This window comes from Methylobacterium pseudosasicola, from assembly GCF_900114535.1.
Taxonomy (GTDB): Bacteria; Pseudomonadota; Alphaproteobacteria; order Rhizobiales; family Beijerinckiaceae; genus Methylobacterium; species Methylobacterium pseudosasicola.
Genome location: NZ_FOTK01000043.1, coordinates 26,967 through 45,883, shown reverse-complemented (window position 1 = coordinate 45,883; position 18,917 = coordinate 26,967). Strand labels below are relative to the sequence as shown.

At 66.6% G+C, this 18,917-nt stretch carries 13 protein-coding genes and 2 pseudogenes; 7 read left to right on the top strand and 8 right to left on the bottom strand.

Annotated elements, in window-relative coordinates; translation table 11 throughout:
- Nucleotides 1-732: methyl-accepting chemotaxis protein (locus tag BM228_RS27865; RefSeq protein WP_244537339.1), on the top strand; the 732-nt coding region annotated here is incomplete at its 5' end.
- A 4-nt stretch (nt 733-736) separates the two neighbouring features.
- Here the strand turns inward: BM228_RS27865 and BM228_RS27860 are convergent.
- The 3 genes from BM228_RS27860 to BM228_RS27850 form a co-directional block, all read right to left on the bottom strand.
- On the bottom strand, nt 737-1,102 hold the full coding sequence (locus tag BM228_RS27860) for a hypothetical protein (protein WP_092045760.1): 366 nt from the start codon (nt 1,100-1,102) through the stop codon (nt 737-739).
- Nucleotides 1,103-1,358: 256 nt separating this feature from the next.
- Nucleotides 1,359-1,568, bottom strand: coding sequence for a hypothetical protein (locus BM228_RS27855; protein ID WP_244537338.1), 210 nt, complete (start codon nt 1,566-1,568; stop codon nt 1,359-1,361).
- Between the two features lie 343 nt (nt 1,569-1,911).
- Nucleotides 1,912-2,085 (bottom strand): hypothetical protein, encoded by a 174-nt coding sequence (locus BM228_RS27850; RefSeq protein WP_208612109.1) that lies wholly within the window; start codon nt 2,083-2,085, stop codon nt 1,912-1,914.
- Nucleotides 2,086-3,756: 1,671 nt separating this feature from the next.
- On the opposite strand from BM228_RS27850, the gene BM228_RS27835 reads away from it, so the two are divergent.
- The gene (locus BM228_RS27835; RefSeq protein ID WP_092045752.1) at nt 3,757-4,722 is read left to right on the top strand and encodes a DUF6634 family protein; all 966 of its coding nucleotides are present in this window, start codon (nt 3,757-3,759) and stop codon (nt 4,720-4,722) included.
- 1,119 nt (nt 4,723-5,841) lie between these two features.
- On the opposite strand, the gene BM228_RS27825 is transcribed toward BM228_RS27835, so the two are convergent.
- Entirely contained in the window at nt 5,842-7,053 is a 1,212-nt protein-coding gene (locus BM228_RS27825) for a cupin domain-containing protein (RefSeq protein WP_092045748.1), read from the bottom strand.
- 196 nt (nt 7,054-7,249) lie between these two features.
- Here BM228_RS27825 and BM228_RS27820 point away from each other — a divergent pair, with 196 nt between their 5' ends.
- A complete protein-coding gene (locus BM228_RS27820; RefSeq protein ID WP_167367849.1) occupies nt 7,250-8,491 on the top strand; it encodes a helix-turn-helix transcriptional regulator in 1,242 nt (413 codons plus the stop codon).
- Between the two features lie 276 nt (nt 8,492-8,767).
- Here BM228_RS27820 and BM228_RS34900 read toward each other — a convergent pair whose 3' ends face one another.
- Nucleotides 8,768-8,935: a hypothetical protein gene (locus BM228_RS34900; RefSeq protein ID WP_167367848.1), complete on the bottom strand. Its 168-nt coding sequence runs from the start codon at nt 8,933-8,935 to the stop codon at nt 8,768-8,770.
- A 554-nt stretch (nt 8,936-9,489) separates the two neighbouring features.
- Here BM228_RS34900 and BM228_RS27815 point away from each other — a divergent pair.
- Nucleotides 9,490-10,315, top strand: a pseudogene (locus BM228_RS27815) (transposase); the annotation flags it as partial.
- Between the two features lie 238 nt (nt 10,316-10,553).
- Here BM228_RS27815 and BM228_RS27810 read toward each other — a convergent pair.
- On the bottom strand, nt 10,554-11,831 hold the full coding sequence (locus tag BM228_RS27810) for an IS110 family RNA-guided transposase (protein ID WP_092045744.1): 1,278 nt from the start codon (nt 11,829-11,831) through the stop codon (nt 10,554-10,556).
- A gap of 163 nt (nt 11,832-11,994) precedes the next feature.
- Here BM228_RS27810 and BM228_RS35180 point away from each other — a divergent pair.
- Nucleotides 11,995-12,267: pseudogene (locus BM228_RS35180) on the top strand (integrase core domain-containing protein); the annotation flags it as partial.
- Nucleotides 12,268-13,061: 794 nt separating this feature from the next.
- Here BM228_RS35180 and BM228_RS27795 read toward each other — a convergent pair.
- Complete coding sequence (locus BM228_RS27795; protein ID WP_342030185.1) at nt 13,062-14,264, bottom strand: alpha/beta hydrolase; 1,203 nt, start codon at nt 14,262-14,264, stop codon at nt 13,062-13,064.
- Between the two features lie 497 nt (nt 14,265-14,761).
- The gene (locus BM228_RS27785; RefSeq protein WP_092045737.1) at nt 14,762-16,759 is read right to left on the bottom strand and encodes an AI-2E family transporter; all 1,998 of its coding nucleotides are present in this window, start codon (nt 16,757-16,759) and stop codon (nt 14,762-14,764) included.
- A gap of 315 nt (nt 16,760-17,074) precedes the next feature.
- On the opposite strand from BM228_RS27785, the gene BM228_RS27780 reads away from it, so the two are divergent.
- Nucleotides 17,075-18,520, top strand: coding sequence for a helix-turn-helix transcriptional regulator (locus BM228_RS27780; RefSeq protein WP_244537341.1), 1,446 nt, complete (start codon nt 17,075-17,077; stop codon nt 18,518-18,520).
- A 105-nt stretch (nt 18,521-18,625) separates the two neighbouring features.
- A complete protein-coding gene (locus BM228_RS34140; RefSeq protein ID WP_139234234.1) occupies nt 18,626-18,805 on the top strand; it encodes a hypothetical protein in 180 nt (59 codons plus the stop codon).
- The last annotated feature ends 112 nt before the right edge of the window (nt 18,806-18,917 follow it).

The window sequence follows — 18,917 nt, the reverse complement described above, 5'->3', positions numbered from 1 at the left end:
CAGGAGACCGCGGCGACCGTCGACGAGATCACCCATTCCGGCGCCCAGATCGGCAAGCGCGCCACCGAGGTCATCGCCACCGCCCAGGCCACCGCCCAGACCTCCCGCCAGGGCCTGCGCGCGGTCTCCGACACCGCCAAGGCCATGGACGCGATCCGCGAGCAGGCCGAGGCGGTGGCCGGCAACATCGTCAGCCTGTCGGAGAAGACCCAGACGATCGGCGACATCATCGAGACCGTCAACGACATCTCCGAGCGCACGCATCTGCTGGCGCTCAACGCCGCCATCGAGGCGGCGGCGGCCGGCGAGAGCGGGCGCAGCTTTGCGGTGGTGGCCTCCGAGATGAAGCTGCTGGCTGATCAGGCTAAGGCGGCCACCGGTCAGGTCCGGGGGCTCCTGGGTGAGATCCAGCGGGGCATCAACACGTCGGTGATGCTGACCGAGGAGGCGGTGAAGCGGGCGGCCTCGGGCAAGACGCGCTCGGACACGACGCAGCGGACGATCGAGGAGATCACGGCGCGGGTGGAGGAGAACGTCCAGACGTTCCAGCAGATCGTGGCCTCGACCAACCAGCAGCAGCTGGGGATCGAGCAGGTGATGCAAGCGCTGCACAACATCCGGCAAGCGGGGCAGCAGAACGCCGCCGGCACCCGTCAGGTCGAGGCGGCCTCGGCCAACCTCACGGAACTGTCACAGACGCTCATGGCCCTCGCCGAACGCTACCGGCACTGAGGCCTTACGGCGCAAATCCCGCAGTGCGAGACCACTCGAACTTGTGTTGCTGGGCCGCCGTCATGAGGACTCGCGCTTGCGCGATGAACAGGTCGATCTGCACGATGCCCTGATTGATCGCTGCGTTGAGGCTGGCGTTGACCTCGTCGATCTGGGCATCACCGGTCAAACCCCGCCCGCGCAGGTCCGCGAGCAGCGACGACATCTGGTCCCGCTGTGCTCGCAGATTCCTTAAAATCACCTCGGCACGCGCTTCCTGCAGGCTTGTAGCTTCGCCGCTCGCGAGTAGCTCCACGGCAGCGATGTCGATCCGGGCGATATGAGAAGCCTCCTCGCCTCTCCGGCGTAGCGGCACGATGCCTTCAGTCATGGTTCAAACCCCTGCCCGGTTTTGAGCAGCCTATAAGGCGTTATCTGCCCGAAGTTCCCGGCAAATGCGCGTGGTAGACGAGCGTCAACGGACGGCTCGATCAACACGCCTCGATCATGGCGGCCTTCGTCACCCGACGGCGCTGTTCGTACTGCCTGCCCATCGACCATCACCGCGTGGCTGTGTCGTCCCCGCAGTCAAAGCGGATACTCGCCCTGGCTGATCGGTCGGCGCTACCTGCCACGTGTCGGTTGCTTCAGGCACTGACATCGGACACATCTGCGAGCCGGAGCGACCAGACGACATAACCTTGGGGGTCCACGAGATAGACCGCATTGGCCCGCAGCCTGAGCATGTCCACGTCGATGGCCTTAGCTAGCGCGATGGCGCTTGTCCCGTCTTCCGCGGTGATGAGCTCTTCGTGCACGGGTTCATCAAGCGCGCCATCGGCCCGGCGCAGCGCCACACAGAATCGATAGTCCCGCATCGTCCGTCAGACCGTCCAGTTGCATGCGGGCACGACATAGCGCCAGGCCCCCGTGACGGACCCGCGGCAGATTCCCGCCCTGGCACATCGCGAGCCCGAACCGCCGCTCGTCGGCAGTCCTTCGAGGCTCCCGTTTTCCCAGATACGCACAGAATCGGAACCTTAGGAGCGGTGATGGTTACGTCGTTGCCCCTTCTCCCTTGGGCGGCGGGGTCCTCCCGACCCGACCCTCGGTCAGGAGTAGGCCAAGCGGCATCCCCTTCCGCGCCAGCCGCAGTCGTGCCGGCTACTCCAGCGAAACGATGCCGAGCACATTTGTGTCTTAGCGGAAGCCGGTGGTCTTTCGCTCCTCGACGGTCTGCGGGCCCAGCCGCACCGCCTCGCGGATAGCGTTCTTCGCGGTCGACCGGCACACGCCGGCGACGGCGGCCATGTTTTCGATCGACAGCCAACAGTCCTTCCGGCGCACCACCTCGGCGGCCATCAGGGCGATCACCGCCTGCTCGGCGAACGTGAACCCGGCCGCTAGCCGCGGTGGACCGCGACGACCAGGTCGGGCTGATTGGCGTGGCGGGCACAGGATCCGACCTCGTGGCGATCGGAGCCGGGCCCAGCGGCCTCGCGGCCACCGTCCGCGGGGCCGAGTTCGGCGTGCGGACCACCTTGATCGAGAAGCGCAAGCGGTACCCGTTCCGGCTTGCCCGGTGCCATTCGCGACGCGTCGAGCCGACCCTGTACGATTGGGCGCTGGGCCGCCGGCAACATCCGGGACGCGGCGGACGTGGCGGCGCGCGCTGTGCTGGAACCTTCCGAAGCACGATCACGCCGTCTTCAGGCGCCGCAAGACCGCCCACGAGCGGGCGATCGACGACCTCTAGGCGCCGTCCCTCTGGCCCGCGATCGTCCGGGCGGTCGGCCAGATCGTCCCGACGTTCGTGCGGGGGGTGATCCTCGCCCACCGGGGCGAGTTCTTCACGCGGTGCCATCCGCGGAACTGCGTGCTGTCGCTCCGCATACTGCGGATCCTGGAGGCGGACGCCGGCCTCCGGATGCCGGACATGACCGTGGAGGAGGTTCGGTGCGCCCATCCCGGGCCCGTGATCCGACCAGGGCGGGGACGCCCTTTTCCTCCGCCTCGAGGCTGCTCGGGGCCGCCGCCACGTCCGATCCCGAGATCCAGGAGGATGCAAGGCCGCTCACGGCCTCGGACGCATATCCTCTACTGTTCGCACTGGCCAAGCCGCCGAGCCTGAAGGCACGGCCGGGATTGGGTGCCGCGCATGGGCTGGGGGCCGCCATCGGCGCGGTCTTTGCCGGGCCGCGCGCCGCCGTCGCGCGATCCCTCAACCAGCCGACCGACTTCTAGATGAAGAAACGGGCGGCCGTCGTCGGACGGCGCCTGGGCGCGGAGGTCTTGCCGGGCCTGGCGATGCCGGGACGTACGAGGCTCCGCCTCGTGAGGCACGGCTTCGGCGTTAGGTTGGTCACCGCCGCGGCGGGCGGGCTGTGGCGCGAGATGCCCCCTTACAGCCTTTGCCTGCTCCAGGGCGCTCTGTGCGGCGCGAGTTTCCGGGCCGGGCTTGGCGGCCGTGCGTCGTACGGAATCGGGCAAGCCGAGTGGGCGGGCGCCCGCGGAAAGATCGGGCGGAGGAGGTTGTCGCCACTGCGTCCCGTGACTCGGCCCGGGCGGACGTCTCGTCGAAAAGCACCTCACGGTGGAATGGAGGATCGCTGGCGGGGCGCAAGATCTTGGCCGAGCCGGCGTGCGCCGGCACGCCGGTGGCTGCCAACGGTGACGAGTTCCAACAGCCGATTCAGGGGCGCATTCGGGACGATGGGTGGCATCGCCTCGGCACGGGATGATCTGGCCCCATCCCCGGACAGATTTTCACGTTAATCCCCACAATCAACATCGTGCAAGTCTTCGGGGATCTCGACGCTGGATGCGTCATCACCTAGTATTCGTCGGCTCCGGCGGAGGAATTTTTCCCCTCGGAACTCAGCCCGACGCAACGTCACGCTCCCGCCGTCTCGACGATGGGCGAGCGTCATGCCGGCTGACCATCGGGCCGCGCCGCGTCTGCCTCCCCTTCCTCGATCCCGCCCTCACGCGAAAAAGGCCGCCCCCTCGCGGGCTTGGCCCGGATGTCGCGTTCGGAGACCGCACATGCTGATCGCCTTCGCCGGCGCCTCCGGGCGCACGGATGCCTCGCACGCGGCCTTGTTGGTCGCGCATGCCGCCATCGCCGTCGACGGGCAGACGACACTTCTCATGGTCGGCGGCGATCCCGCCCCCGAAACGGGGGCCGCCCTGCGCGTCGTCCGGCTATCGGAGGCATCGACCGACGCCGAGATCGCGCAAGCCGCAACGGACTGCCGCCGCGACGGGACCCCGACGCTGGTCGACATCCCGCAGTGCCGGCTACGGTCGGAGAGCATCCAAGCCCTGGTCGACCTCGTCGTCATCGTCGTCGGTCCCCACGAGGCGGACGAGCGGGAGGCGGCGGCCTGGGCCACCACGAATCGATCGTCGAGGCGCACGGCCTACCTCGGCTGCCGACGTGCTGGCGGCGGCCCGGCCGCGAGCCGCTTCGCCGCGGCGATGGCCAAACTCGACACCCGCGCCTACGTGGTCGCCTGCGTTCTGCCGCCGCTGGGTCGAGGCGAAGCGTCCGCCTTGGCGACCGCGGCTCCGATGAGCCGCGCGCTTCGCGCGGGGCTTCTGCTGCTTGCGGCCATCCGGCGGGATATGGAGACCCCGCCGAGCGGGGGCTTCGCCCCCCTGGAGGGCACCGCCGCGGACGAAGCGCAGCGGATCGCCGTCACGGGAGATACGCGTTCCCTGCCAGACAGGTTGCGCGAGCTCGCCGATGACGTCGAGTCCGTGGCCGCGGGGCTTGGACCGAGCGCCGACGACCTTGCCGAGGCACCGGTCCTGGACGCTTGGGAATACGGCATCATCCCGGTGCGGGTCCTGAGGGGCTGCGTGAGCGGTCATCCCGACATCGCCGACGGCCGCCCGGCGCGCACGAGCGAGGTCTACCTGACGGATCGCATGACGTGGGCCCGGACCCTCTCGCGGTGGTACAGGCTCAGGGTGCCGGCCGACGGCGCCGTGACCGGCCTCCAATAGGCCCAGCGCCCGGCCGGCCGGACCCCTCTCCAACGAACGTCATCGTCGCGCCGGACATCCGGGTCGTCGCACGGGAGGCGCAGCGGCACGCTTGCCTTCGGATGCGATACGGGTCCGAGGTTCTGGAGGGGAAGTTGCGGGCGCTCGAGGCCGTGCCGGATCCGGCGCCCGAGCCGGGTGGTGGGGTGCCGCAACCCCGCGCCTCCCCGGGGGGAGGAGCCCGGGCGGCCGCGATCGCAGGGCCTGTGGCGGGAGGCAATTGCGTCCCGCGGGCATGCCCCACGCGCGGGCCGCCATGTGCGCGACGGCCCGGCCGACGTCGCCGGGCGTCGCTTGCGGAATGACCTGTCCACCCAGCCGAACGTAACCGAACAAGGATGCGCCATGTCCGTGGACCCGACAGACACGCCCCTACGCGGGTTTGCCCGCGCCCTACGCCGCTGTCATCCCGCCACAGGTCACTCGTGGCCCTCAAGGCCTATGGACGCGAGCCTGACCTCCATTGGCCGCCCTCATGCGAATGGCCCATCGCAGCAGGAAGCGTCCGCTTACGGGACGTCATCGAAGCCACCTGGATGGACGCGATGGGCGCAAAGCCGAACGTGCGCCCTGAGCGCGACGGAGATCCGGCGTGGCGTAGTCCGGCCAAAGGCTGTCTGCCCGCGTTATGGCAAAGGTTAGCAGGAAGCGGATATCCTGCTACGACCCAACGGACCAGCGAATTTGATCCGCACGGAACCTGAAATTCCAACCGACCGCCAGGTCGTACACGATGCATGCTTCGCACTCATTCTACTGGAGTTAGGCCCAGCCGATCTCTCGTCGTGCGAACGTTCCCCCGTACGATGGCTTGCCCGTCGCGCCAAATGACAATGCATGACTGATCCGCTCCAGGACCGCGCGGCTCTACCGAGATCAAGAGCTTGGGATCGATGCTCACCATTCCCCAATCGTCGGCGAGCTCCAGGACGATAACGTCCGCGGCCGGAAGCGTGTCCGGGATTTGCAAATCCGTGGCTTTCTGAGGCTGATTTATCGCAATCCGCGCGTCGGGCTTCCCCGGCACGGCAAATAGAATGATTGCTATGATTACGAAGGTGCTGTGCGGTGCTGGCATGGTCAAACCGATCGTGCGAAAACGATCGGCTTATTCGGTAGACAAGCCAGGTCATCCTCCCACAATCCCAGGTTCGATGCGATGACCTGGCGGGGCGTCAAGGTCATCCACTGCGAGAGCGAGCACTCTTGGTACAAGGGATTGTCGTGGACGCCGACAAAGCTGCACGGCTCTTCACCGATGTCCTCGATCATGTGTGCGGCGGCTCGCGGCAGGTAAGCGCAGTCGCCGGGTTTCAAATTCGCCGTTGCCAAGCGCTTCTCTGGCTCGAACACCGTCACGCGCGTCTGGCCTTCGAGTAGAAAGTGCCACTCGTTCGCGCTCGGATGCCAGTGCGGCGCATGCAGGGCGTCCGGAAGCAACGTCTCGCTGAGACCCGTCATCGTCGTCGAGATCGGGAACGCCTCGGCCGGAGCAATGCGCAGTGTGCCGGCGGAGCATTCGATCAACGGCTGAGCCTGCGCGAGCGCGAACCGATGCGAGCTTGCAGCGTTGAAGCGTCGTTCGCCGCGGGCGACATCTCCGTTCAGTGGGATCACTGGACCTTGCGCGATGTAGTCTTCAGCCGCCGGCAGATCGCGGGTCACGGCGTCGCTCAAATTGAACGCTGCCCGTAGGATCGATTGGTCGAGCCGGCTGAGCCAATCGCTCAGGCCAAAGGTTCCGTGGTCACCGTAGAGGCCATCGTCGAACGCCAGGATCGCGTGGCAGGGCACATCGCCCAGCGTTTGGATCGCGTGAGCATGGCCAGCCGGAAACGACCAGGTGTCTCCGGGCCCAAGGTTCACGACCTCCAAGCCGCCGTCAGGATCCAGGACCGTCACCTGACAATGGCCGCCGATCACGTAAGCCCACTCAGCCGACGAATGCCAATGCATCTCGCGGACGCCGCCGGGATTGAGGAACAGGTGAGCGCCCGCAATGCCAGTCGCGATCGGCAGTTGATTGGCGGGGAGATCACGAGCCCAGCCGCCGGAGGTCGCCTTGATGGTCCCCCCGTCCAGCCGCCCGGTGAAGGGCTGGGCTGCGCCGGGTTTGCGCGGGATAGTATGAACGAAGGTCTGTGAGGACCAAGCCTCCTTACCGGCTGCTCGACCGTCACCGTCAGCTCCGAACGCTTGGCCCGCTGCGACGGCGCCCGCGCCGAAGGCCAGTCCACCCAGGAAAAACCGTCGCTCTGTTTCCACGTGCCTAACCCGCCCTTTGGCCTTCATCGCCGAGCCACCGATCGGAGGAGATTCTCAGCTGCTGCGGGACGAGCCACCGGACGCGCTCGTATCTGGCGGCCAAACTCGTATTTTATGAGGCATTCGACCTCACCCGAATGGATGATATGCTGCATTCAGACGTGCATCGAATCGGGTCCAGCCAATGTTGGCCGACCGCAATACAATCGCGCGAGGATTCGAGGTGGCGAACACTAAATCGTCTCAGGGGTCGCCTGGATTTTTGGGCAAGGCACTTGAAGACGAGCCTGTTGCCCAAAAGCCGCAAGCAAATCTGGTGGTACTTCGCGGCACCACGGAGGCTGAGCAGCTCTCACAAATCCTCAGTGCAGTGTATGATGCGGCGCTCGACTCGGAGCGTTGGCCAGAAGCGCTGCAACTCGCCACCATTTTTTTAGGCGGGATAGCTGCAAATCTTTTCTGGCAGGACCCCGTCAACAACCAAGCCGCTGTGTTTCATGCCTGGGGCGACAATCCGAGTTATGTGCAGTTATATCTTGAACGCTATGCGGCCCTGAATCCCTATTTTCCGGCTATATCTTTTGTTCCGACTGGTATCGTCTTCAGCGGCGGGGACATCATTCCGCATGAGGATTTTGCGCGGACGCGGTTCTATCAAGAGTGGGTAGCCCCACAGGGCTTCATCGATGTGGTCGGCGTCAATCTCCATCGATTCGCCCTCGGCGTTGCGGCGTTCTCCGTCCGTCGCAGCCGAGCGCAAGGGCTTGTCGACGAAGAGATGAGGCGGAAGATGGAACTGCTCGCCCCGCATCTGCAGCGGGCCGTGATGATCGGCCGAGAGTTTGATGGATTTCGATTGAAGCGTGCATCGTTGGAAGCGGTGCTCGATCTTGTGACGGCCGCCGTTTTTCTAGTCGATACTGCTGGCAAGCTCGACTTTGCCAATGGGACAGGTCTCGCTCTTCTGCAACAGGGGGACATGCTCGGTCGGCGTGATGGCGTCCTCGCCGCATCAGACCGTGCCGCTGATAAGGCACTTCGAGCGTCTTACGCCTTGTCCGGCACCGGGGACGATCACTCGATGAAATCTTGTCCTCCCTCGATTGTTCTAACGAACAAGCAGAGAGAGCGGTATCTCGTGCACGTGCTGCCGCTGTCTTCCGGTGCTCGTCAAACCGGTAGTCTCAGCCACCGGGCGCAAGCAGCCGTGTTCGTTCGCAAAACTGAGGTGCCAATCACTTCCGGCATCGAAGTATTGGCCAAGCTCCATGGCTTGACCGCAAGTGAGGCCCGGGTCTTGCAGGCGGCGGTCGCGCTCGGTTCAGTCGCTGAGATAGCGAGCTCCCTGGGCGTGGGGGTTGCGACCGTAAAGACGCATCTTGCGTCCCTGTTTGCAAAAACCGGGACGCACCGCCGCTCCGAACTGGTCAGCGCCGTAGCGGCGCATGGCAACCCGCTGCTTTGAGACGCAACGCCGACCGCCGTGATCTATATCTATTTCGGGTCTTACAGACTGCAGCACTCGAACCGTACGGTTTCATCCGGGCGCTGGGACGCCGCTGCAAGAGTCGGATCTTGGCGGCCAAGCTGCTCGCGATCCGGCGGTGTCGATGCTTGTAAGCACGCGAATCTCAGCAAATCCGCCAGATCGACTACGCGCCTTTCGGGCTCGCCCCTCATTTTAAAATTTCGATATGGGTCGTGCAAGACGGATATTCGCCCGAGAGCTTGGCTCGACCAATTATCGGTCGAGTGCAGCGATTGCGATTGGGTCACTGCTCTCAACGATCTGGTAAGACATAGCAATGGGGGAACCCCGCTCGATGAGCTGCATCTGGCCAAGCAGCATCAGCAGGGCGAACGCACCCCATAACGCAACAAATAAAAGTGGCGGCCCATCGTCGGACATGCGATTTGCTCCTATGCGGCGGTCCTAGAGCTGGGTGGTGACCGCGCCCAAAAGTGAGCGGATCAGTCGTTAGATACCTCACCCGATTGCTCGAATCGGACCGCTTCTTCTGGCGGCCGCGCATTACTCAACGAAGCGTAACCTGGGCATCCGATCTGCTGAAGTTCTAACGGCGTCGAGGCCAGCGCACAGGCCAATTCCGGCAGGTCTGCTAGATCATCCGCACGCGGCGCAGTCGCTGTGGCGATGAGCAGTACGGGCATCAGAATAAAGCGCATCATAAGTCCCTCTGCGAAACCCCCGATGGCAGAGGTATCGGGAGTCGAAGGGAGTCGCGTCATCCGTTCGGAGGATGTGAAGCCTCGGGATTAAGCTCCCTCCATGGCCGTGGAATCACCAGCTAGATACATACAACCGCGGAGTCAGTGGTTGCAGCCGCGGTGTGGCCGGGAATACGGATCCGCGCACCCTGTTCTGCCTTCTTAGGGCGACGGCTGGCCCTGGCCCACCGAACTGGTCCGAGCCGAGCGCAAGTTTTTCTGGCATCCTGACCTCTGAAGGAGGGTGGATGCCAGCCTCGCAAGCACTTCACGAACGAACAGATTTCCTTCGCCCTGCAGCAGGTGAAGAATGGTGCGACGGTGGACGAGGTCTACCGGAAGATGGGCGTGCCCGAGCCAACGTTTTACCGCTGGTGGAAGCAGTTCGTCGGCATGGTCGTGCCAGAGATCGGCTCAAACAGCTGGAGGACGAGAATGGCAAGCTCAAGCGGTTGGTCACAGACCTGCCGCTGGACCGCTCCATGCTGCAGGACGTGCTCAAGCGAGAGTGGTGAGGCCCGCCGCTCGCCCTGAGGTCGCCTGTCACCTGCAATTGGCCTGCGACATCAGCGAGCGTCGGGTCTGTAAGGCCAGCGGCTTCGGCCGATCGTCCCAGCGTTACCGCAAGCGCTCCGACCCGCAGGTCGCATTGCGGATGCGGCTGAAGGAGCTCGCTGCCGCGCGGGTGCGCTACAGCTACCGTCGGCTGCACGTCCTGCTGCGACGGGAGGGCTGGAAGGTGAAACACGAGCGCACCTACCGGATCTACCGGGACGAGGGACTGTCGATCCGGTCCAAGCTGCCCAAGCGCAAACGAGCCTGGCGCTACCGTCAGGGGCGACCTGCGATCGGCGGACCCAACGAGGTCTGGGCCATGGACTTCATGTCTGATCGCCTGTTCGACGGACGTCCGTTTCGGATCCTGACGGTGGTCCAATGCCATATGCGAGAGGCGCTCCCGCTCACACCGAAAGCCAACTGTCGCGCCTTCCAAGTGACCGAAGCTCTGGACGCCTTGGTCCGGCTGCGCGGCCGGCCCAAGAGCCTGCGGGTCGACAACGTCCTACGTAGCGAGGAAGGACGGCTGGCCAGGCAACAGGTCTCCGTCCGCGAACATGCGCCCGCGGTGTGTTTGTCGTCAACGTCGATCCAGGCGGCTCCTGCCGATCCGGAAGAACTCTCGGCCATAGCGAACACAGGATCCAGCCGATGCACGCGGCATCGTGGTCCTCACCGTCCTCAAAACGAGATGTCGATCCAGGCAGGAGACCCGAGCATTATCTACAGGGTCGTGGTTCTCACGCCCTCACGGCTCTGCTGAGAGGGGTTCTCCCACCTGGCACCGGCCCCTCGACGAAGGGCCGGTAGTCGGCACCGGTCTTGATGACGGCGTGCACCACGCGCGCCATCTTGGCGGTGATCGCGGTCAGCGCCTTGCGCCGCAGGTCGGCATTGTGCCGGTCGCGGGCGATGTAGCGCTCGAACTTGTCGCGGAAGCCGTTCTCCCGCTGCCGGATGGCCACCTGCCCAGCCAACCAAAGCGTACGCCGGAGCCGGGCGTTGCCGTACTTCGACAGTTTGGTCTGGCCGCGGAAGGTGCCGGATTGCTGGGTGGCCAGATCGAGGCCACAGAACTTCAGGAACTGGCGGTGATGGCTGAAGCGGCGCAGATCGCCGGCCTCGGCCAGGATGGTCAGGGCGTTGATCGGGCCGATGCCGGGGATGCGGCGCAGCAGCTTGTAGTCGGCGCTCTCCGACAGGAGGGTGTCGGCCGCGGCCTCGATCGCGTCGCGTTGCCGTATGAGGCCACGCACCTCGCCGATGACGAGCCGGAACATGCTCACCGCCGGAGCGTCGGGCGGCACCGGCAGGCCGATCGAGCTGCGGGCCGTCTCGTAGATGTCGCCGAGCAGTTGCGCCTTTGCGACCTTGCGCCCGACGACATCCCAGGCGGCGGCGATGAAGGCCTCCTTGCTCAGCACGGTGATGCTGGCAGGCGTGGGGAAGCGATCGAGGAATGCGAAGAACCAGTCCGACCGGCTGTTGTGGCGGAAGCGGTCGACCTCCGGGAAGTACAGTGGCAGGTAGTGGGTCAGGATCCGATGCAGGACCTCCGTCTTGGCCCGAGAGACAGCATCGTGCGTCTTGGAAAGCTCCTGCACGTCGTTGATGCCGGCGGCGAGCGGGTCGTGATACACCTGCGAGGCGCCGATGCGGATCATGTGCAGCATGACCTGGGCGTCCTTCGGGTCGTTCTTGTCCCAGCCGTTGTGCAGGGCCTCGCAGGTGCGGGCGAGTCCAACGGAGGAGATCAAGCGTACGGCAAAGCCGGCCTGGAGCAGGCGCCAAGCGATCGGGCGGTGATAGTTGCCGGTGGCCTCGAAGCCGCAGGTCACCGGCTGATCGAGGTCCGACAGCAGCGCGATCAGGCGGTCGTGCTCGGCGCGGGTGTTGAGGACGCTCAGCCGGCGTCGCCGGGCGAGGCCGGGCACCTCGATGAGTACCTCGTTGCGGGCTTTGGCGACGTCGATGGCTACGAGAACGCCGGCCGGCGGCGTAAGCTGTGGTCTGGTCATGGTCGATCCGTCTCCGGAATGAGGCTTCGAACACCGTCACTCTAGAGACCCGTTGATTGGCCATGACCGCCCAGGGCGACGCGCTGCACTCAGCATGGCTTCGCGCGCCGCCCCAGAGCCGTCGAGCCATCTTCCCGATGTGCTATGGGCCGGAGTTTGCCGGCGCATGCTCGACCAGTGGGCGTACCTGAACGGGGTCGAGATCGACTTCTCCCGACCGGGCAAGCCGACCGACAACGCCTACATCGAGTCGTTCAACGGCCGCCTACGGGCGGAATGCCTGAACGCCTCGTGGTTCCTGTCGCTGGCTGATGCCCGCGAGCGTATCTAGGAATGGAGGTGCCACGACAACGAAGATCGACCCCACACGGCCCTGGGCGGCTTGACGCCCCGAGCCTTCGCCGACCAAGCTGTCATAGCCCGGGAACTTGCATAGGCCGTGGACCACAAACGGGGTCAGCTCCAGCCCGACGATGCACTAACTTAACTTTTGGACCACCTCGTGGGGGCCGATCCGCTGCCGCCGATGGGCGACCCGCCGCCCGGACCGCAGGCCCCGAGGGTGATCCGCCGACCGAGCCGCTGGCACTCCAGCCGCCGGATCCCATAGACGGTCGCTGACCGACCCCGCCGTGCCTATCGGCCCGGCGCCGGTTTTCCCTCCGCGCCGAGCCGTCTCATGCAGGCGTGGTAGATCTCGGCGCCCAGGTCAATGGGCGACTACCGCTTAGGACTGGGCGCAACGAAGACGAGGTTCCTCGTCTCGACCAGGCACTTGGCGCCCTCGGGCCCTTGGATCGGCTCGTTCTGCGCTGAAGCCGACAGCGTACCCACTACGAACAGGACAGCGGCGAGCATGGTCCAGATGCCACTCCTTTGCCGCCCGTCGACGTGTAGGCATCAATGGCGCGCCGGCAGTTCTCCGACAGATCCTTGTGGTGCTTCGTGAAACACGCCTTCATCTCCTCCCCGCCCGGATCCGTACCGACGCAGTATGTCGTGGCGTCACCGGTGCAGTAGCGCTTGAGGTTGTCCTTTCCGTCGTCCGCGGAAGCTGGGGCGGCAAGTGCCAGCCCGAAGGCAAGCGCAAGGGTCAGGGGTCGGGTCCTAGAGGCTCCGGTGGGTGGATCGCGGTCGTCGCCGGACGAGCATCGGAACCGATGGGGCACGGGCCCGCCCGCCTCAACGCGTGACGCCGCGAAAGCGGCCCATGCAGGTTCGGTGGGTCCCCTACCGTCCGGCGCCCGTAACGGCCCGGATCGGGGCGCCGGCGAGGTCGACGGTCGAGCCTACGGTGTCGCGCAGGCCCGAGCCGACGTTCGAGAGGTGTTCGCCGTAGCTCTCCCGGGTCTGCGGATCGACCAGGGCCACGGGCGCCGCCACCGCCAGCGCGGCGCCGGTGGCCACCGTGGAGGCGGCACCCGCCGCCGTGCTCACGAGCTTATCCCCGATCCCGACCTTCCCGTCCGAGATTGGCTGGCCGTCCGCCAACCGCTTGCCCAGCAGTGCGACGACGTCGCCGGAAGCGAACTTGCCATGGTTGAGGGCATCGTCCGACTTCACCGAGGACAGGTTGAGGACACCGATGTTCTCGCGCTCCAGCTCGGACTTGTAGGGCTCGACGTTCGGGTCGATGGCCCCAAGCCGCACGCTGTCACCCCATACGAGCCGCGAGACGGCGAGCGCCTGGTCGTCGCCCGAGACCATCAATGTCAACCGAGGGCGGTCCTTGCCCATGTCGTGGAAGGCCCCCCGGGCGAGGTCCATGTCGACGTCGGGGGCGGCCAGGATGACGTTCCGAATCTTGGGTGCCACGCGCTTGTCGCGGATGGCCATCTGCCGGAGGCTTTCCAAGGTTAGCCAGTTGCCCATCGAGTGGGCGAGCACCGTGACCTCGCCGACGTTCGAGTCCATGGCGAGGTCGCGCAGCAGCGTCTCCAGTCCGTTGCGGGAAAAGTTGGTGCTTTCCCGGTCATAGCCATAGGCGAGAACGGAGCCGCGTGACGGCCAAGTGAAGAGCACCGGCGCGACTTCGGCACCGGAATCGTGCACGATCTGCGCGAACCGGAAGACGGCATCCTCGAACTTATTGTTGAAGCCGTGCACGAATACCAGGACGTGGCGCTTGCCGCGTCCCCGGACCACCTTTCCGGTCCACGCCGCGACCTTCGAGCGGTCGACCGGCTCGGCGCGAAGGGCGACGAAGTCGGTGGCGGGATTGCCGGGCAAGCGTTCCGGCCATTGCACGGTGCCGGGTTGGCGGTCGGCGTCCGGCGGGATCGACACCGCGAGGTCGGTGTAGGTCACGGCCTCGCCACGCTCGCCGGAGAACAGCACGCCGCGTTCGATGGCGGATTTGCGGGTTGTAGCGACCAGCATCTCGACGCGCGACGTGCCCGCTACTGGCGTCGCGTCGGCGATGGGCAGGAGCACGCCGGTCGGTCTGCCACCGCAGGCCCCGAGGCAAAAAAGGATGGCGAATCCAGCCGTGGTCGTTAGCGACCGCCCGGCAGACGCAAACCCTCGAAACACGCTTACCTCCGAACCATGGCCTGCACGGGTGACCGGGTCACGCCCCGTCAAGGCTGGGAGGACCTAGCGGATGATTGCGGCGGGGTGCGGACGACAAACCCGAGGATCGGTTCCAAAGACCATCAGGTGACAGCGCCGGTCGGCAGACCTTAGTTTCCGTAAGGTGATGCGAGGACGACGCGAACCCTCTTCGTTGACGCTGCCTCCGCGACGGTTGCCGGGGCGGCGTTCACGACGGCGGACATCTGGACCGTCGCGGGCTTCGAGACGCCGCGGGCGACGTTCGACGTCTCGGAAGCGATGGCCGGTGCGGCGGCCAGCAGGGAGATCGCGAGGACAGCGAAGATTGTCTGCACGGCGGCTGTCCGAGCCTTGACTGTATGACGCCCGAACAACGGTCAAGCCATCGGCGGATTCCAGCTTCGGGCGGCGTTCGCCGCGGCCGGGGTCTCGTCGCCCGTGGCCGTCGCGCCCGCCTCCCTCAGGCACGCCTCGACCGCACCGCGCAGCGACGACACGTAGGCGTCGGCCCCGACCTGCCGGCCGAGCTCCGTGTCGGTGAGGACCGCCTCGCCCTGCGGCCATAGTCCGACCAGCAGCTTGACGTCCCTCGACTTCCTACGGAGACGCTCCAGCAAGTAGCGCAGGTGCGACGGGTTGCCGGTGATGTCGAGGTAGGAGACGCACACCATCGCCACGCCCGAGAGGTCGAGGTCGCGGATGCCCTCGCGCGAGGCGGATTGGTAAGCGGTCACGCGCGCACCGAGCCCGTGCTTGCGTAGGAGTTGCGCCAGCATCGCCGAGGAGGCCTCGTCGAGGGGGCCGCGCCCAGCCAGGCACAGCACCGGCGCCTCGCCGCGCCACGCATCAGGCAGTGCATCGCGGGACGGTGCCTGCCCGGGCACGGCCTCGTTCTTCGGATGCGCGCGCTCGGCGAGCGTCGGGGTGTCGTTCGGGTTCACCGTCGCGTCGGTGCCGGCCGGCTCAACGTCGGGATGGTCCTCGAAATCCTCGACCAGCGAGCGGGACGAAGCCCGAATGTTCTCAAGCTGCGCCGGCGTGACGACACCCCGGGCGTAGTCGTTGGCGGCAAGCTGCAAGCCCTTGAGCGCGACCTCGTCGTAGTACGAGGACAGGGAGCGCTCCTTCAGCATCTGCTCGCCGAGGTCGCGGGCCTCGTCCGGATCGCCGGCCAGCATGCGCTGGTAGAAGTTCTCCACCGGCGTCAAAGGCGGCCGGTCGCCGAGCAGGATGTCGAGGAACTCCAGGCTGTCGACGTGGCGGCCGAGCACCACGAGGCAGACCGTGAACGGGGTCGCCAGGATCAGGCCGATCGGCCCCCAGAGGAACCCCCAGAACAGGGTCGAGACGATTACGGCGAACGGCGAGAGGCCGGTGGAGTGGCCGTAGAGCAGCGGCTCGATCACCTGCCCGAACACCGGCTCGGCGATCAGGAACAGCGCCGCGGTGGCGATGACCATGTTCCAGCCTGGATCGACGGCCGCCGCCAGCGCCACCGGGAGGATGCCGGAGATGAAGGCGCCGATGTACGGCACGAAGCGCATCAGCGCCGAGAACACGCCCCAGAGGATCGGGCTGGGTACGCCGATGAACCAAAGGCCGACGCCGACGATGACCCCGAAGGCGGCGTTCATGCCGAGCTGGGCCAGGAAATAGGTCCCGAGCCGGCCTGCCGCGTCATCCATGGCCACGGTGGTGCGGTGCAGGTCGCTCGACCCGAACAGGCGGATCATGCGGTTACGCAGGTCCTCGCGCTGGAGCAGCAGGAACACCACGACGACCAGCACGATGCCCACCGTGGTGAGGGGCTCGAACACCGGGCCGAGAACCTTCTCGGCCAGCGCCAGCGGCGAGATTTCGGGTTCCTGTACCCGGACGAGCTGCGCCTTGGGTGTGTCGCCGGCCGGCCCGGTCGCGGCGGTGGTGCCGGAGGCGTCGGCCTTCTGGGTGGCGTCGTGAACCTCGTGGCTGAACTTCGAGATGACCCGATTGGCCTCCCCGAGCCAGCCCTGCTGCAGGCCGGCGAACTTCTTCGAGACCGTGGCCTGGTACTGCGGCAGGTTGCCGGCGAGCCCGGCGACCTGCGTGCCGATGACCGCGCCGATGCCGCCGATGACGCCGAGCGCGAGCAGGACGGCGACGATGACCGAGGGGACGCGCCCGAGCTTGATCCGCCGCAGCAGGTTGACCACCGGTGCCAGGACGAAGCTGAGGAGCACCGCCAGGACGAGGGGGATGAACACCTCGCGGCCGAAGTACAGCGCCGCGATCAGCACGACGCCCACTGCGAGGGTCAGCAGGCCGCGCAGGCCAGGCACGAGCGGGGGCGGCACCTGGGCGGGCGGCTTCACGGCTACGGCGTCGTCCATCGGCATGCGGGATTCCCGGTCACGCCGCGTACCGCAGCGCATCGCACCTCAACGTCGAGGATGCCGATTGGTCCCGGCGGCCCTCGCATCCGCCGCCGTCCGGTCGCGGACTGGGACGCCCGCGGCCCGGTGTGCTAGGATTGTGCGACACGATCCGGCTCTGCCGCCCTACCGCGACGCCAAGCCGAGACTACGGGGGCGACCATGAACCCGAAGGTCAACCCGAAGAATCCCCCGGTCGGAAGCCGACGCCCCCCCGGGCCCGAGGTCGAACTGACCGGCGCACGGGGCGCCGGCGGCCATGGCCTCGGACGCGGACCCATCGCGAGGGATGCCAACCGCTCGGAACTCCGCCAGCTCGTCGCCGGCCTGAGCGAGGGCGTGATCCTGGTCGAGCCGGACCAGCGCATCTCCTGGGCCAACGACGCGGCGCTGGCGATGCACGGCGTGGCGGCCCTGTCCGACCTCGGCGCGACGGTCGACGCCTACCGCGCGCGCTTCAGCCTGCGCTACCGCAACAACCGGGCGCCCGACCGCTATCCCATCGAGCGCGTCATGGAGGGCGAGACCTTCCGCGACGTCGTCGTCGAGGTCAGGCACGCCGACCGGCCCGGCATCGACTTCGTGCATTCCCTGCGCAGCCTCGTCGTCACCGACGCGGGCGGGCGCCCGACCTTCCTGGCGCTGATCATCAAGGATATCTCGGCGCAGTTCGAGGCCGAGGAGCGCTTCGACAGCGCATTCAACGCCAATCCGGCGCCGGCGGTCATCGTGCGCTTGTCCGACCTGCGCCTGGTCCGTGTGAACGCGGGCTTCCTGGAGATCACGGGCTACGCGCGCGACAAGCTTCTCGGGCGAAGCGTGTACGAGGTCGACCTCCTCGCCGGGGCGCACGGGCGCGAGAGGGCTCTGGAGCACCTCTCCGCGGGCGAGCCGATCCCGCACCGCGAGGCGCTTCTGTGCCGGCCGGACGGCGGCGACCGCGCGGTCATCGTCGCGGGCCAACCCATCGAGATGGGCGAGCTCGCGTGCATGCTGTTCACGTTCGCGGACCTCGAACCGCGCCGCAAGGCGGAGACCGCCCTGCGCCAGAGCGAGGAGCGCTTCGCCAAGGCGTTCCGGCTGACCCCGGTCCCAACCGTGCTGACCCGTGCGAGCGACCACGTCGTGACAGGCGTCAACGAGGCGTTCGTCCGGGTGTTCGGCCGTGCCGAGAAAGACACCCTCGGGCGGACGGTCGCCGAGACCGGCCTCTGGGTCGACGCCGCCGCCCGCGAACGGTTCGAGGCGACCCTGACGAACGAAGGGTCCGCCCTCGGCGTCGAGACCTGCGTGCGCGACGGGGGCGGGACGGCGCTCGACTGCCTGGTCTCGGCCGAGCGCGTGGTCATCAACGGCGAGGATGCCGTGCTGGCCGTGTTGCAGGACATCACCGAGCGCAAGCGTTCCGAGCGCGAGCTGTACTCGGCCATCGAGACGGTGATGACCGACGCCTCCTGGTTCAGCCGCGGCCTGGTCGAGAAGCTCTCGGTCCTTCGGAACCCCGGCGATGGTGCGAGGGCCGCCATGCCCGACCTCACCGCGCGCGAGCGCCAGGTGCTCGACCTGATCTGCCGGGGGCAGAGCGACAAGGCCATCGGCCAGGCCCTGGTGCTGTCGGGAAGCACCGTGCGCAACCACGCCGCCGCGCTCTATCGCAAGATCGGCGTCAACAGGCGCACCCAGGCCGTGGTCTGGGGACGTGACCACGGCTTCCCGGCCACGTGACCGGTACATAAAACACCCGAACCGGTACGTTCCGACGATTTGCACGCTGCGGTACCGGGGCCATCTTCAACCACGACGCAAGGCTGGGCGTCGACCGGAAGGCGAATGGCCGACGAACCCAAGCCGACGGACGAGCCGAGACCGACCCTGGAGCAGGTCAGGGCCTCGGTACGGGACGCCCTGGAGAAGCTCACCGGGGATCCCGGCCGCGAACCAGGGATCACGCCGTCGAATCCCAGGGGAAAACGTCGCGAGGATCGGAAGCTCGAACCCGGCGCCGACTGACGAAAACCGAAACCGTGAATATTCGCCACGAACCGACGCGGTGATCTTGCGGCTTCATTCGATGTTAATCGGCGGAACATCGCGGTCCCGGGGGCGCTTGTCGCGTATCGGG

What these genes read in the sequence shown, in the direction of transcription:
- BM228_RS27860 (WP_092045760.1), bottom strand. Translation starts at nt 1,102, where the DNA reads ATGACTGAAGGCATCGTGCCGCTACGCCGGAGAGGCGAGGAGGCTTCT.
- BM228_RS27810 (WP_092045744.1), bottom strand. Translation starts at nt 11,831, where the DNA reads ATGACCAGACCACAGCTTACGCCGCCGGCCGGCGTTCTCGTAGCCATC.
- BM228_RS34900 (WP_167367848.1), bottom strand. Translation starts at nt 8,935, where the DNA reads ATGTCCGACGATGGGCCGCCACTTTTATTTGTTGCGTTATGGGGTGCG.
- BM228_RS27785 (WP_092045737.1), bottom strand. Translation starts at nt 16,759, where the DNA reads ATGCCGATGGACGACGCCGTAGCCGTGAAGCCGCCCGCCCAGGTGCCG.
- BM228_RS27835 (WP_092045752.1), top strand. Translation starts at nt 3,757, where the DNA reads ATGCTGATCGCCTTCGCCGGCGCCTCCGGGCGCACGGATGCCTCGCAC.
- BM228_RS27825 (WP_092045748.1), bottom strand. Translation starts at nt 7,053, where the DNA reads ATGAAGGCCAAAGGGCGGGTTAGGCACGTGGAAACAGAGCGACGGTTT.
- BM228_RS34140 (WP_139234234.1), top strand. Translation starts at nt 18,626, where the DNA reads ATGGCCGACGAACCCAAGCCGACGGACGAGCCGAGACCGACCCTGGAG.